This is a genomic window from Bradyrhizobium sp. LVM 105, from assembly GCF_003957705.1.
GTDB lineage: Bacteria > Pseudomonadota > Alphaproteobacteria > Rhizobiales > Xanthobacteraceae > Bradyrhizobium > Bradyrhizobium frederickii.
In genome coordinates this window covers 737,205-750,244 of the sequence record NZ_QZMV01000001.1, presented here as the reverse complement: position 1 = coordinate 750,244, position 13,040 = coordinate 737,205, and the positions used below count along the sequence as shown (strand labels likewise).

At 63.0% G+C, this 13,040-nt stretch carries 10 protein-coding genes and 1 pseudogene; 5 read left to right on the top strand and 6 right to left on the bottom strand.

The features are described from left to right. Nucleotides 1–56: 56 nt before the first annotated feature. The gene (locus D6B98_RS03570; RefSeq protein ID WP_126255533.1) at nucleotides 57–2,900 is read left to right on the top strand and encodes an ATP-binding protein; all 2,844 of its coding nucleotides are present in this window, start codon (nucleotides 57–59) and stop codon (nucleotides 2,898–2,900) included. 17 nt (nucleotides 2,901–2,917) lie between these two features. Here the strand turns inward: D6B98_RS03570 and msrA are convergent, their stop codons facing one another. Continuing rightward, complete coding sequence (gene msrA, locus D6B98_RS03565; protein WP_126255532.1) at nucleotides 2,918–3,433, bottom strand: peptide-methionine (S)-S-oxide reductase MsrA; 516 nt, start codon at nucleotides 3,431–3,433, stop codon at nucleotides 2,918–2,920. A gap of 131 nt (nucleotides 3,434–3,564) precedes the next feature. Then, nucleotides 3,565–3,987 carry an OsmC family protein gene (locus D6B98_RS03560; protein ID WP_126255531.1) on the bottom strand — a complete coding sequence of 141 codons (423 nt, stop codon included), beginning with the start codon at nucleotides 3,985–3,987 and terminating at the stop codon, nucleotides 3,565–3,567. Between the two features lie 243 nt (nucleotides 3,988–4,230). Here D6B98_RS03560 and D6B98_RS03555 point away from each other — a divergent pair, with 243 nt between their 5' ends. Both D6B98_RS03555 and D6B98_RS03550 read left to right on the top strand, forming a co-directional pair. Then, nucleotides 4,231–4,938, top strand: a complete 708-nt coding sequence (locus D6B98_RS03555) for a hypothetical protein (RefSeq protein WP_126255530.1) — start codon at nucleotides 4,231–4,233, stop codon at nucleotides 4,936–4,938. 259 nt (nucleotides 4,939–5,197) lie between these two features. Next, nucleotides 5,198–5,629, top strand: a pseudogene (locus D6B98_RS03550) (helix-turn-helix domain-containing protein); the annotation flags it as partial. Nucleotides 5,630–6,299: 670 nt separating this feature from the next. Here D6B98_RS03550 and D6B98_RS03545 read toward each other — a convergent pair. Together D6B98_RS03545 and D6B98_RS03540 are read right to left on the bottom strand one after the other, a co-directional pair. Then, nucleotides 6,300–8,624, bottom strand: coding sequence for a DUF2339 domain-containing protein (locus D6B98_RS03545; RefSeq protein ID WP_126255529.1), 2,325 nt, complete (start codon nucleotides 8,622–8,624; stop codon nucleotides 6,300–6,302). A 241-nt stretch (nucleotides 8,625–8,865) separates the two neighbouring features. After that, nucleotides 8,866–11,187 carry a molybdopterin guanine dinucleotide-containing S/N-oxide reductase gene (locus tag D6B98_RS03540; protein ID WP_126255528.1) on the bottom strand — a complete coding sequence of 774 codons (2,322 nt, stop codon included), beginning with the start codon at nucleotides 11,185–11,187 and terminating at the stop codon, nucleotides 8,866–8,868. Nucleotides 11,188–11,399: 212 nt separating this feature from the next. Here D6B98_RS03540 and D6B98_RS03535 point away from each other — a divergent pair, with 212 nt between their 5' ends. Then, nucleotides 11,400–11,750: a RidA family protein gene (locus tag D6B98_RS03535; RefSeq protein ID WP_126255527.1), complete on the top strand. Its 351-nt coding sequence runs from the start codon at nucleotides 11,400–11,402 to the stop codon at nucleotides 11,748–11,750. 36 nt (nucleotides 11,751–11,786) lie between these two features. Here D6B98_RS03535 and D6B98_RS03530 read toward each other — a convergent pair whose 3' ends face one another. Continuing rightward, complete coding sequence (locus D6B98_RS03530) at nucleotides 11,787–12,044, bottom strand: hypothetical protein (RefSeq protein WP_126255526.1); 258 nt, start codon at nucleotides 12,042–12,044, stop codon at nucleotides 11,787–11,789. A 52-nt stretch (nucleotides 12,045–12,096) separates the two neighbouring features. Beyond that, nucleotides 12,097–12,291, bottom strand: a complete 195-nt coding sequence (locus D6B98_RS03525; RefSeq protein WP_126255525.1) for a hypothetical protein — start codon at nucleotides 12,289–12,291, stop codon at nucleotides 12,097–12,099. A gap of 86 nt (nucleotides 12,292–12,377) precedes the next feature. On the opposite strand from D6B98_RS03525, the gene D6B98_RS03520 reads away from it, so the two are divergent. Next, nucleotides 12,378–12,893, top strand: a complete 516-nt coding sequence (locus D6B98_RS03520; protein WP_126255524.1) for a YciE/YciF ferroxidase family protein — start codon at nucleotides 12,378–12,380, stop codon at nucleotides 12,891–12,893. Nucleotides 12,894–13,040 lie beyond the last annotated feature (147 nt).

Here is a 13,040-nt window from a genome sequence, read left to right as displayed (position 1 = left end):
GTTCTGCTAGACCAGAACAAAATACCTTTTGACCCCGTCGCGGGGGGCAATGGCACGTGCCAACTCATAGTAATCAAGACTCGGTCATTTCATTCGGGCCATTTCGGCTGTTTCCAAAGTCCCGGCTCCTGGAGCGAGATGGGGAGCCGCTGCATATCGGCGGCCGCGCGCTGGATATTCTCATCCTGCTTGCCGGGCGCCCGGGGGAGGTCGTCGACAAGAGAGAGCTGGTCAAGCGCATCTGGGCCGACGTGAATGTCGACGAGGGCAGCCTACGCTTTCATGTCGCAGCGTTGCGCAAGGTGCTCGGCGATACCGGCAAGTCGCCCCGCTATGTCCTCAACGTGCCGGGCCGTGGCTATTGCTTCGCCGCTCCGTCCACTGAAGCGGCGCCGCCGGTGGCGCCGGCCTCCGCCGAAATCACTCCTCCCCGCTCCCTGCCCGCTCAGCTTGCGAAGATGATCGGACGCGAGGAGGTCATCGAGAAGATTTCGAACGGCCTGACGCTCCATCGCTTCATGACCGTGGTCGGCCCGGGCGGCATCGGCAAGACCGCCGTCGCCGTCGCGGTCGGGCATCGCCGCTCGGCGGATTTCGGCGGCCGCGTCTTCTTCGTCGATTTCGGTCCGCTGCGCGACGCCGGCCATGTCACGACCACCATCGCCTCCGTCCTCGGACTGGCCGTCAGCGCGGAGGATCCGACACCGGCCATCCTGACATTTCTGAAGGCCGGACCTGCCCTGCTGATCTTCGACAGTTGCGAGCATGTGCTGGACACGCTGGCTCCGATCGTGGAGCGCATCGTGCGCGAGGCACCGCAGCTTCACGCTCTCGCAACCAGCCGCGAGTCGTTCCGCAGCGAAGGCGAGCGGATTTTCCGGCTGTTTCCGCTGGATTGTCCGCCCGAGCGCGAGCACCTCGACGTCGCCGAGGTCCTGGCCTATCCCGCCGCCCAGCTCTTCGTCGAGCGCATCGCGCAGAGCTCCGGACCGTTCCAGCTCAGCGCCGAAGAGGCGCCGCTCGTCGCGAACATCTGCCGGCGCCTCGACGGCATCGCACTGGCGATCGAGCTCGCGGCGGGCCGCGTCAATGCCTATGGCATCGCCGGCACGGCCTCCCTGCTCGACAGCCGCTTTTCGCTGCAATGGCGCGGGCGGCGCACGGCCGTGCCGCGGCACCAGACGCTCGCCGCCGCGCTCGACTGGAGCTACGACCTGCTGCCTCCGGCGGAAAGCGCCACGTTGCGGCGATTGTCGGTGTTCGCCGGCCCGTTCGCGCCGGAGGCCGCCGCCGCCGTCGCGTCCGGCGACGGTCTCAGCACCTCGGAGACGCTGGAGGCGATCGACAGCCTGGTCGCCAAATCGCTGATCTCGCCATCGGGCTCGCGGACGCTAAGTTACCGCCTGCTCGACACCACGCGCACCTACGCGCTCGGCAAGCTCAGCGAGCTTGGCGAAGTCAGGCAATTCGCGCGGCGCCATGCCGGGCATTTTCGCGACTTCTTCGCGCGCGCGGAGGCCGACAATTCGACGCCGCTTCCGGAATGGCTGAGCACCTATGGCGGCGAGCTGGACAATGTGCGCGCGGCGCTGGACTGGGCCTTCGCGCCCGACGGCGATGCGAGGCTCGGTATCGCGCTGACGGCGACCGCGGTGACCCTGTGGGTGCGCCTTTCGCTGTTTGCCGAATGCCGCGAGCGCTGCAGAACGGCACTGGCGGCGCTCGGCGAGGACCGCGGCAACGACCACGTCCGCATGCAGCTGCTGTCGGCACTCGGCTGGTCGCTGATGTATGGCGAGGGCCGCGCGCGCGAGGCGCGGGCGATCCTCGAGACGACGCTCGAGCTCGCCGAGCGCCTCGACGACAAGGATTTCCGCCTGCGCGCGCTCTGGGGCCTGTGCATCGACCAGTTCAACAACGGGCAGTTCGGCAAGGCCCGCGCGCTCGCCGACCGCTTTGCGAACGCTGCCGCGCACTCACCCGACAACACCGATCTCATGCTCGGCGACCGCCTGACCGCCGTCGCGCTGCATTATCTGGGAGACCAGAACGAGGCGCGCCAGCGCATCGACCGGGTCAATGCCTCGCTGCATGTGCTGGTCGCGAAGCCGAAAATCTTCCCGCTCGACCTCCGGATTTCGACGCAATATTTCCGGGCCCGCATCCTGTGGCTGCAGGGCTTCGCCGATCAGGCCCGGGCGCTCGCCGCCGACAACATCGAGCAAGGCCGTGCCAACGGCCATGCGCTGACCTTCTGTAGCGTGCTGGGGCAGGCCGCCTGCCCGATCGCGTTCTGGTCCGGCGACTTCGATGCCGCGGAGCGCCACGGCACCGAGCTGCTCGAGCACACCGAACGCCACGCGATCCGGCTGTGGGGCCTGTGGGCACGGGCCTTCAACGCCGCGGTCATGGCCAGGCGCGGCGACATCGCGACCGGCCTGCCGCTGCTGCGCGAAGAGCTCAATCGCGCCGGCGACGCGCGCTTCCTGCCGCGCTTTCTCCCGCTGCTCGGCGAGCTCGCCGCATGTTTCCTGGAGGCCGGCCAGATTGACCGTGGCCTCGAAATGATCGAGGACGTCCTTGCCCGCTGCAACGAGCGGCAGGAACTCTGGTATCTGCCGGAGCTGATCCGCATCAAGGGAGAATTGATGCTCGGAGCTGCGCGGCACTCGGGAGACGCCGAAGCGCGCTTTCGAGAGGCGATCGACATTGCCGTCCGGCAGGGCGCGCGCTTCTGGCAGCTGCGCTGCGCAACCAGTCTCGCGCGGCTCTTGATCGGCGCAGGCCAGCGCGCGGACGCCCTGGCGGTTCTGAAGAATGTCACGGGATCCTTCGCCGGGGGATCCGATATCTCCGACATGCGCATGGCCCGCGAGCTGACGGCGCAATTGCGCGCCTGACGTCACGCGGCCGAAATTTAGCCTCCGACGGCAGCCGCGCGGCGCGGCAGCTTCCAGCCAGGCCGGATGAAGTGGCAGGTGTAGCCGTCCGGATAACGTTCGAGATAATCCTGATGCTCCGGCTCGGCCTCCCAGAATTCGCCAGCGGGCGCGACCTCGGTCACCACCTTGCCCGGCCAAAGGCCCGACGCCTCGACGTCGGCGATGGTGTCTTCGGCAATCCTTTTCTGTTCGTCGCTGGTGTAGAAGATCGCCGAGCGGTAGCTCGTGCCCAGATCATTGCCCTGGCGATTGAGCGTGGTGGGATCGTGGATCTGGAAGAAGAACTCCAGCATGGTCCGAAAATTGGTCCTTGCGGGATCGAACATGATCTCGATCGCCTCGGCGTGGCCTTCGTGATTGCGGTAGGTGGCGTTCTTGACGTGTCCGCCGGTGTAGCCGACGCGGGTGGAGATCACGCCCGGCTGCTTGCGGATCAGATCCTGCATGCCCCAGAAGCAGCCTCCGGCCAAAACTGCGCGCTCTGTCGTCATCTGTCCGCTCCCGATTGCTTTCCGTTCTGCATCTGCCGCAACATAAGCTTTCGGCCGCCCGGCCGAAAGCCATGCCTTGCACGCGTGTCCGGCCGGTTCCCAGAACCGTGGACCCGAAACAAGCGCCCGCCCTAGCCCAGCCTGGCGTCGAGCGTGATCGCGGCGTTCAGCACCTTCGACACCGGACAGTTCTTCTCGGCCTCGCCGGCGATCTTGGCAAAAGCTGCGTCGTCGAGGTTCGGCACCTTGGCACGCAGGGTCAGCGCGGACTTGCTGATCTTGAAGCCCTTGCCTTCGGGCTCAAGGGTCACGGCGGCTTCGGTCGAGAGCTCGTCCGGCGTGAAACCGGCCATCTGAAGCCCGAAGGCCAGCGCCATCGTAAAGCAGCCTGCATGGGCCGCCGCGATCAACTCCTCGGGATTGGTGCCCTTCTCGTTTTCGAAGCGGGTCTTGAACGAATAGGGCGTCTGCGCCAGCACGCCGGATTCGCTTGTGAGGTGGCCCGTGCCGTCGCGACCGGTGCCCTTCCAGACTGCCGTTGCCTTGCGGATCATCTCAAGTTCTCCCTGTGTGATTTCAGCACCGGCGCTTCGTACCGAAGGAAGGCGACATTGGCGTGGCGGGCGAGCAAGCCCGCGATCCGATCGCCGCATCAAATCTGCTGAGCGCCTTGAATTGAGAGTATCTTCAACGGGATGCCGTCGCCCGCCCCACTCGCAAGTCTTAACAAATTCTAACACGCCAAGCCGCATACGCCCGGCCATGGTGGAGGCACTGCAAGGTGGACATGGCGGGACATGGCGCTTCTTGATGACGTGATCGATGCCAGCGGCGGGATGACCCGCTGGAACAGCTTGAAGCGATTTACGCTCCACCTTTCCGTTGGCGGGTCGCTGTTCTCCAGTGCCGGGCACGGCCAGGAATTCAAGGATGTGACCGCGGAGGGCTCGACCCACACCCAATCGCTCCGCTTCACCGGCATCACAGGAGGCGAACGCTCCGGCTCCTTTCAACCCGACGCCATCACCATCGAGAAGCTGGATGGTGAAGTGCTGCAGGCCTGGAGCAACCCCGTCCTTTCGTTTGCCGAGGCCGGCTCGTCCGCGCTTGCGGACGAGCTGCATCTCGTCTTCTTCTGCGGCGTCGCGATCTGGACTTGCCTGACGATTCCATTCCTGCTTGCGCACCCCGATGTCGTGACCGAGGAGCTGTCACCTTGGCAGGACAGCACTGAAACCTGGCGCCGGCTGCGGGCGCAATTCCCGGCGCACCTGATCACGCTGGCCTCGGAGCAGATCTTTTATTTCGACCAGAGCGGCCTGCAGCGACGCACGGATCACGCGCTGTTCGGGATGAAGATCGCACACGCCTCCTGGGCACATGACAGTTTTGGCGGCATCGTGCTGCCGACGCTCCGACGCATTCAGACCTTGCAGCCGGATGGAACCGTCGCCGCCAAGCCCGTGCTGATGGATGTCGAAATATTCGACGCCGTGTTCGAGTAACGCCTGTGAATCCGGGAGTGGATCGAATTTTCAGCATCGAAATGACGAGCTCTGCGGCGGGCTGTCGCACCCCGGGGCGCACAAAATCTAACAGATCCTCATCAACCCTAACGAGAGTCCTGGTCCGCTCGGGTCTATCCTCCGAGCATGGAAAGCATTGGTTTGCGCGGTGCCGGGCGTCGCAAACAGCGGCGAAGCCAGGAAGGGACGAGCGATGTCGAACAATCTGCAGGCGGCGCAGGCCGATGGTCCGGCCCGAGCACGGATGGAATCGCCGCGCGTCGGGGTCAATGCCTTGCCGAAATGGCGGCTGCGGCGGGTCGAGCAACATATCGCCGATCATTTCGGCCGTTGCATCAGCCTGGCTGAGCTTGCCCATGTCGCCGGCCTGTCCAGGATGCATTTTGCGGCACAATTCCGCGCCGCGACCGGCTGCCGTCCCCGCGAATATCTGCTCCGTCACCGGACCGAGCATGCGAAGACGCTGCTCGCGACCACGGAGCGTCCATTGGCGGAGATCGCGCTGGCGGTCGGCTTCAGCACGCAGGCGCATTTTTCGACCGTCTTCAAGCGCATCAGTGGCGAGTCTCCGGCGTGCTGGCGCCTTGCCGGCAAAGGCAAACGGCTCCCGATTGAGCCGCCGCGTCGTCCTTCCCCGGAGAGGGAGTGGATTGCTGGGGCTGCCGCATAATCGTTCCGAGCGGCTAGCGTCTTCCTCGTGCCGGACCTACGACCCTGCTGGCGCCATCCTGAACCCATTTCGGCCGAGAAGACGGTGCAGGGAAGGCCAAATACCGGCTCGCGTCCGCGGTCCGCTACGCCAAAAGCACGCAGGAAGAACCGCACAGCAGCATGCAGGTTAAACCCAGCACGCGGCCTTTCCTGCACAGCGGCTGGACGGCTCATGCGGTGATCTCCCGGGAGCCGAGTTCCTTCTACCTCGCCGTTCGAATTGATGATGCGGTCCTCCCGGTTGGGCTCGCGCGCATCTTCGAAAGACTTGACCAGGGCAACGACGGCCTGGACCGCGCATTCGTTGGCTCCAGATGGTCTGCCGGCCTCGTCGACGCTGCCGGAAGAATGCTGGCGAGACGAACTGAACAGCGACGCCCATCCGCACGTAGTTTCGGGCTCACAGGGTTACTCGCCCTGTCCGCGCTCTCTGGGCTGAGGCTGCCGCGTCCACCGCATACCGGCTCGTGACAGCGACGACACAAGATCGCCCCCTAGGGGGAGTAGGGATGGGCGACATGTACGACCCGAACTCTGTAAGAATACTTCGACGAAAAGGGTTTGACAGGCGAGCGAAACACCGGAATCGCGCACGCTAATAACAGAACGGCCCTTACCGAAACGCACTGCTACTTCGAGCGCTCCTTGAGACTCTCGGAATTTGCGCTAACCACTCGAACGACATCCGCGAATTGCCGCGCATTCGGAGCGACGAGCTTGAGGCCCTGGCGCTCCAGGTCGGCCGCGAAATTCGGTCCCAAGTCTTTCTTGAACGGATCTACGTCCAAGACGAATTCAGGAATGAAGCTCCACAAGACACTTGGCGTTCTTAGCACACAGCATACGGATGGATCGACCTTGCCGCCGCTTCGCGCCTCAATCTGAGCTCGCATGCGCGCCGACAATGTCCACGACAAGGGCGCCCGGAACTGGTGATCGAAGAGCTGATAGCCGTGCACTACCTTAAACCCCGCGGTCAACGCGTCAGCCTGCCGAAAACTGCGCGCCTCTCTCACGGCTTCAAATGTTGTAATGGGCGCGAGGAGTTCCGATTGAGCGCCTCGCTCGCCTTCTAAATGCAAAGCCGCATTCGAATGCCCAAAGGAAATCAGATGAAACTCCACGTTCTGCACCAGCGACTTCGTCTCCTCAGTATCTTTCAGTTGCCTTATGATCTCATTCGCCGTGGCAATACCGCTATTATCCCAGAAGCCACCATCGATGAGTTGGAGCCCTGTGGTTTCACGTAACGTCGCGTCCGCGGCCGCAAATTTGTCATCTGCATACAGGACGCCGGGCGGTGTCACGTAGGGGAAGCGTGCGCTCAATATTGCCGCTGTCACCAATGACAGTTGAAGGTCAGGACGATATTCGAGAATATTGAAATAATTCGGACGTGAATACTCACTCGCACGGATACCGCTGACAACCATGCGCTGAACGATTCGCAAATGTTCCTTGTCGGTGCCGGTTTGCGGCATAAGTGCGCTTAGCACTGGCGCAAACAAGCTCGAAAAGAAGAACTTACTCCGCTTGTCCGTCATATAGAGCTGTGAGAGCAGAATCGGCCTTCCATAGTTAGCACTCGTCGTATTGAGAAAAAGCGCCGGAGCAACGCCTGACGCGGACCATGATGAATAAAATGGCATCGTATCACGATCATCATTTAAACCCGCCGAAGAATTGATTGCGTGCTTGACAGCGAGTTCGAGCGTCCGTGCACGATCTGGCGCCAAATGCAGCTGTGGTATTGCGAGGCTGGGCAGGTCAAAGAAGAGACCTGTAGCAACGACAGGAGTGACCAGATCGAATTCAAAGAACTCGCGAACCGACTTTTCCAAAATCCCAACGCCCGCCGATTCGGTCGAGCAGTTCTCCCCAAGCGGTTCGGATCGACGCAATAATTCACTGAAAATAGCCGCGCCGAGACTTCCGCCGGAAACGCCGCTGATCGCGAAGACATGATCCTTGAGTTTCGGGCAGGTGTCATAGAGGCGAGCGAGGGACAGTGCTGTATGATAGGCCGCGTACTGACCACCGCCTTGGGCCGCTACGACGAAAATCGGATATTTCTGATCTTGCGCACTCAGCTTGCTCGGAACATGGCGCAACGCCAGCCAGTCGCGAAATGCAGGAAAGAGGCTTGGAATGCCGCGCTTCTGGACTACACTCTCAATTGCCGCCGGCGCTTCCGGCTTAACGTCTCCCATGGGCACGAGCGTGTGGGTGAATTCCGGTGACGAAGCGCCAACCAATTGGCACACCAAAACAATGGTAATGAGCCACCCCGCAAATCCACGAACAATTCCGCTGAGCCACACGAGAGCTTCGCCAACTAACAATATGCAGATCATAAAGAGGAGAATGATTCCAACGCCGCCGACGAAGAAGGTAGCGCCAATCACGTCGCGCCAAAGCCACAAATAGAGCGTGAGCGCACAGACGCCAGCAGTTACTAAGACGGTGAGCGTTTTCCATACCGAGTCAAGGCGCGGCAATCTATTTATCGGCACCAGGGTCCTGAAGGACTGAAAGACGGCGGTGAGCATGACCACAACGGCGGCCAGCCAAATGACCCATGTCCCGTCGGCGGCCAAACGCGCGGCATCGATGAGCAGGTAGCTGAGGGCGAAGGCCGGCGTGACAAGGATCACCAACCGCGCCAATCGCTCAATGATCGATGTTGCCGGAGATAGCTCGATGCCATTCGCGCGCAAAATGACCCTGCGAAAGAGTAGCACGGCGAAGATCAAGTACAGCCCAATGCAGAGCAAAAATTGAGCGATTAATCGCAGGCCGAAATTGTCCTGAGCAAACTCTGCAGTGTACAGGAAATAGTCAGATAGAGCGGAAAATCTTACGAGACAGTAGCTGATGTATGCTGATAGGCAAGCCAGCCAAATAACGAGCAGCAGGCTTCCTCGTCTCGGGTCAATGGTTGCTGGAAGATGCATGATCTAAATCACTTCTTAATACGGTAAAGAGCTATCGAGGAAAATTCGGAATCCCCTCAACAATTAAATTCCGGCCGCCTAAAATTGGCGGTTTCGGGAGGATAATACAGCCGGGTCTCACAATCCAGAGATGTGTTGTGCAATCGTGCATGCGCAACAACATGTGCAAGCCGAGCTAAGGGCCAGCGAATTCCCTTATCGACCAAATCCATAGTCTTTTGGATTTAGTTGCTGCCGCTCCCTATGCCGGATCGAACGCGCGGATCGGTGGCAGATTGCCGGTGAACTTCTCCACCTCGACCGTCGTCAGCTGACCGGTGCAGCCCTGCGCCAGGGACGAGGTGCCGACGTCGCGGGTGAGCACGTTGGGATTGCCGTGAACGCAGAGCGGTGCCTCGTCCTCCGGATCCATCGGATCGTACCAGGCACCGGTCGGAAGCTGCACGACGCCGGGGGCGATGCCGTCGGTGACGTGGACCGCGGCAAGGCAGGCGCCGCGCGCGTTGAACAGGCGGATGATGTCGCCATCCCTGATGCCGCGCGCGTCCGCGTCGACCGGATTCATGCGGGCGACCTCGCGGCCGCGATGCTTGGCAGCAAGCGAATGACCGCCGAAATCGAGCTGGCTGTGCAGGCGCGTCACCGGTTGATTGGCGACGAGGAAGCACGGCGAGCCGGGCTTCGGCATGTCGGACTTCTCCAGCCAGACCGGATGCCCCGGACAATCGGCATCGCCATGGGCCGCGATCTTCGCCGAATAAATCTCGATGCGGCCGCTCGGCGTCGGCAGCGCGTGATTGACGGGATCCTCGCGGAAACGACGCAGCCGGCCGCCGTCATCGGGCTGCTGCGGCACGACCAGGCTGCCGCGCGTCCAGAATTCGTCGAAACTCGGCGCCTCCAGGCCGCGCTTGGCGAGCGAGGCGCGGGTCGGCTCGTAGAGATGCTCCAGCCATTGCCGCGACGTGCGCCCCTCGGTGAAGGGTTCGCCGGCCCCTAAACGCTCGGCGAGATCGGCGAAGATATCGTAATCGTCGCGCGCCAGCCCAAACGGCTCGGCGATCCGGTGCATGGCGACCATGAGGGGATCGTTGGTGGAATAACCGATGTCCTCGCGCTCGAGCGTCATCGTCGCGGGCAGCACGATGTCGGCGTGCCGGGCCGTGGCAGTCCAGGCCAGCTCGTGCACGACGAACGTATCGAGTTGCGCAAAGGCCTTGCGCAGGCGGTTGATATCCTGGTGATGATGGAAGGGATTGCCGCCGGCCCAATAGACGAGACGGATATCCGGATAGGTGCGCGTCTCGCCATTGTAGCGATAGGTGGTGCCGGGATTGAGCAGCATGTCGGCGATGCGGGCCACCGGAATGAAATCGGCGACGCCGTTGCGGCCCTGCCCCAGCGTCGGCCCCGGCACGTCGTTGACGCGGCGGCCGTAATAGCCGATCGCCCCGAGCGAATAGGCGTAGCCACCGCCGGGAAGGCCGATCTGGCCGAGGGCTGCCGCCAGCACCATGCCCATCCACACCGGCTGCTCGCCATGCTCGGCGCGCTGCAGCGAATGCGAGACGGTGATCAGCGCCCGCTTTCCGGCGAGCCGGCGCGCCAGCTTTCGGATCGTGTCGGCCGCGACGCCTGAGATCGCCGCAGCCCATTCGGCGTGCTTGGCTTGCCCGTCGCTCTCGCCGGTGAGATAGCGCAGGAAGACCGGCCAGCCTTCGGTGTAGCGATCGAGGAAGGCCTGATCGTGCAGCCCCTCAGTCACCAGCGTGTGGACGATGCCGAGCATAAGTGCGGTATCGGTGCCGGGCACGCAACTCATCCATTCGGCACCGGCCTCCACCGGCAAATCGTCACGCAGCGGGCTGACCAGGATGAATTCGCAGCCGCGGAGCCGCGCCGCCGCCATCGCGCCGCGCTCGACGTGCTTGCTGATCGAGCCGCCGGCCACCATGGAGTTCTTCAGCGCCATGCCGCCGAAGGCCAGCACGATCTCGGTTTCGGCCGCGATCTGCTCCCAGGTGACGTTGCGCTTGGTGATGTCCTCGTAGCCCGCCAGAATCTGCGGCAGCAACACCGAGGACGCACCGGAAGAGTAGGTGTTCACCGAGCGCACATAGCCGCCCATCGCGATGTTGAGGAAGCGATGCACCTGGCTCTGGGCATGATGAAAACGCCCGGCACTCGACCAGCCATAGGAACCGCCGAACACGGCGCCCGGCCCGCGCGTATCGCGGATGCGGCCGAGCTCGTCGCCGAGCAGATCGAGCGCCTTCTCCCAGCTCACCGGGACGAACTCGTCGCGGCCGCGGCGATTGTCGGGGCCCGGCCCGCGCTCGAGCCAGCCGCGGCGGATCGCCGGCTGGGCGATGCGCGCCTGGTGGCGGAGCGCACCGGGAAAATTGTCGATGATGCCGTTCGGATCGGGATCGCCCGCATAGGCCCTGACCTCGAGGCCGGCCGCGCCCTGACGCGCGGAAAACACGCCCCAATGCGAGGTGTGCGGCCTGAAGCCGTCCGACAGGTCAAGACCGGGGTCGGGAAAGCCAATCGTATCGTCCATCATGTGTTCCTTGTTCCGGTACGAGGTGGCAGTATACCGATCAGGCCGGGATGTCGTCGAGATCAGCGCCGACAGAAACGCGGGGCTGTCGTGCGCGAGGACGGCTGGCAACCCCTCGCCGGACCATGCGGCTGCGATTCGCAGACTCCGGCGCTCGCGTTTGCCTGGAATGTGCGATATGCCGCTGCTCTCACAGCGACAACGGACTCCTCATGATCAAACGCGGCTTGCCGTACGAAGGTCTGCTCCACGAAGTGGTCGAGCACAATGGCGTGCTTTACATCGGCGGCATCGTCCCCGAGGACACCAGCCTCGATATGTCGGGCCAGGCCAACGACGTACTCACCCAATTGACGCAGCTGTTGAAGACCCTCGGATCCGATCCAGCCCACGTCTTGCAGGTGACGATCTACATGGCTGATCTCAAGGAGAAGGCAGAGTTCAACGCAGCCTGGAAAGCGCACTTTGCCGAAGCTCATCTGCCGGCACGTGCCGCAATCGGCGTGGCCGACCTCGGTCCGGGCGTCAAGCTCGAGATGACGGCCATTGCCGCCCGGCCATAGCGGCGCGCCAACGCCCGGCGCCGGGGCCCGCCGGCATCATCCACGTGCGCAGCAATCGACCAGCAGCTGCCAGATCCGCTGCGTCTCGCCTCTCTCGTGCCCGTCCGGCGCCTTCTCGGCGCCGGGCTGACCATATCGGACGATGGTGTGCGTTTCGCGAGGCACGATCCATCGTTCCGAGATCGGGTCGTACCATTTTCCGATGTTCACCTCAGTCACGGCGATCAACTCACAGATTTGATCAACGGTCCGCGATGCGCCTGCCGCGGCCTGCTCGAAGCCATTCGGCGACACGTCACTCAGTTTTACCAATCATGAGCCGGCACGATCGTTCCGCTTCCCCGCATCATCCCGGGCGGGCCGGATGAAGCGTGCGTGGATGCCGCTCGTGCAGCAGCCGGGCGAGGTCCTCGCGCTCGGTCTCGCGTCCCTTCATGGCGGTCTCGAACAGCGCTTCCTGGATGTCGCGCGGCATGTCGCCCCACACGTCCATCGCCGCGCGTCCGAGCAGGCTCGCAAGATGATCAATTCCATCGTTCATTCGGCTCTCCTGGTCTGGACACGGAATGGAACAGCTGCCGCCGTGGAGCGTTCCACTGCCATCATTGTGAAAAGGAGGCGTCATTTATGGGTTTCTTCACCAAGGACATCAAATCGATGGAAGACCTGCTGCTGCACGGGCTGCAGGACATCTATTACGCGGAGCGGCAGATCCTGAAGGCGCTGCCGAAGATGATCGACAAGGCCACCAACAGAGACCTCGCCGCCGGCCTGAAGGCGCATCTGGACGAGACCAACAAGCAGGTTGAACGGCTCGACAAAGTGTTCGCCAAGCTCGGCAAGGAGCCCAGCGGCACGCAGTGTCCGGCCATCGACGGCCTCATCGAGGAAGCCGACGCGACCGCCGGTGAGATCGAGGACAAGGCCGTGCTCGACGCCGCGATCGTCGCCAACGCGCAGGCTGTGGAGCACTACGAAATATGCCGCTACGGCACGCTGATCGCCTGGGCAGAAAAACTCGGCCACGACGACATCGTGCGCTTCCTCACGACCAATTTGAACGAGGAGAAGGCGGCCAACACCAAGCTGAACACGGTGGCGCTGCGCAAGGGCGTCAACGCCAAGGCGTCCAACGCCGCCTGATCTGCCGATTGAGACGTGGCGGCCCGGCCTCCGGCGCCGCCACGATCCTCTGCTAGAGCGGAATGCGAAACATCGCCCCCGCGTGTCGCCGGGCTAGTGCGTATGGGGTGATCTCGCCTGTGGCCATCCTTCGAGACGCCCGCCGTT

Excerpts from the sequence above, each read along its gene's own strand:
- msrA (WP_126255532.1), bottom strand. The coding sequence starts at position 3,433 with ATGACGACAGAGCGCGCAGTTTTGGCCGGAGGCTGCTTCTGGGGCATG.
- D6B98_RS03560 (WP_126255531.1), bottom strand. The coding sequence starts at position 3,987 with ATGATCCGCAAGGCAACGGCAGTCTGGAAGGGCACCGGTCGCGACGGC.
- D6B98_RS03555 (WP_126255530.1), top strand. The coding sequence starts at position 4,231 with ATGGCGCTTCTTGATGACGTGATCGATGCCAGCGGCGGGATGACCCGC.
- D6B98_RS03545 (WP_126255529.1), bottom strand. The coding sequence starts at position 8,624 with ATGCATCTTCCAGCAACCATTGACCCGAGACGAGGAAGCCTGCTGCTC.
- D6B98_RS03540 (WP_126255528.1), bottom strand. The coding sequence starts at position 11,187 with ATGGACGATACGATTGGCTTTCCCGACCCCGGTCTTGACCTGTCGGAC.
- D6B98_RS03535 (WP_126255527.1), top strand. The coding sequence starts at position 11,400 with ATGATCAAACGCGGCTTGCCGTACGAAGGTCTGCTCCACGAAGTGGTC.
- D6B98_RS03525 (WP_126255525.1), bottom strand. The coding sequence starts at position 12,291 with ATGAACGATGGAATTGATCATCTTGCGAGCCTGCTCGGACGCGCGGCG.
- D6B98_RS03520 (WP_126255524.1), top strand. The coding sequence starts at position 12,378 with ATGGGTTTCTTCACCAAGGACATCAAATCGATGGAAGACCTGCTGCTG.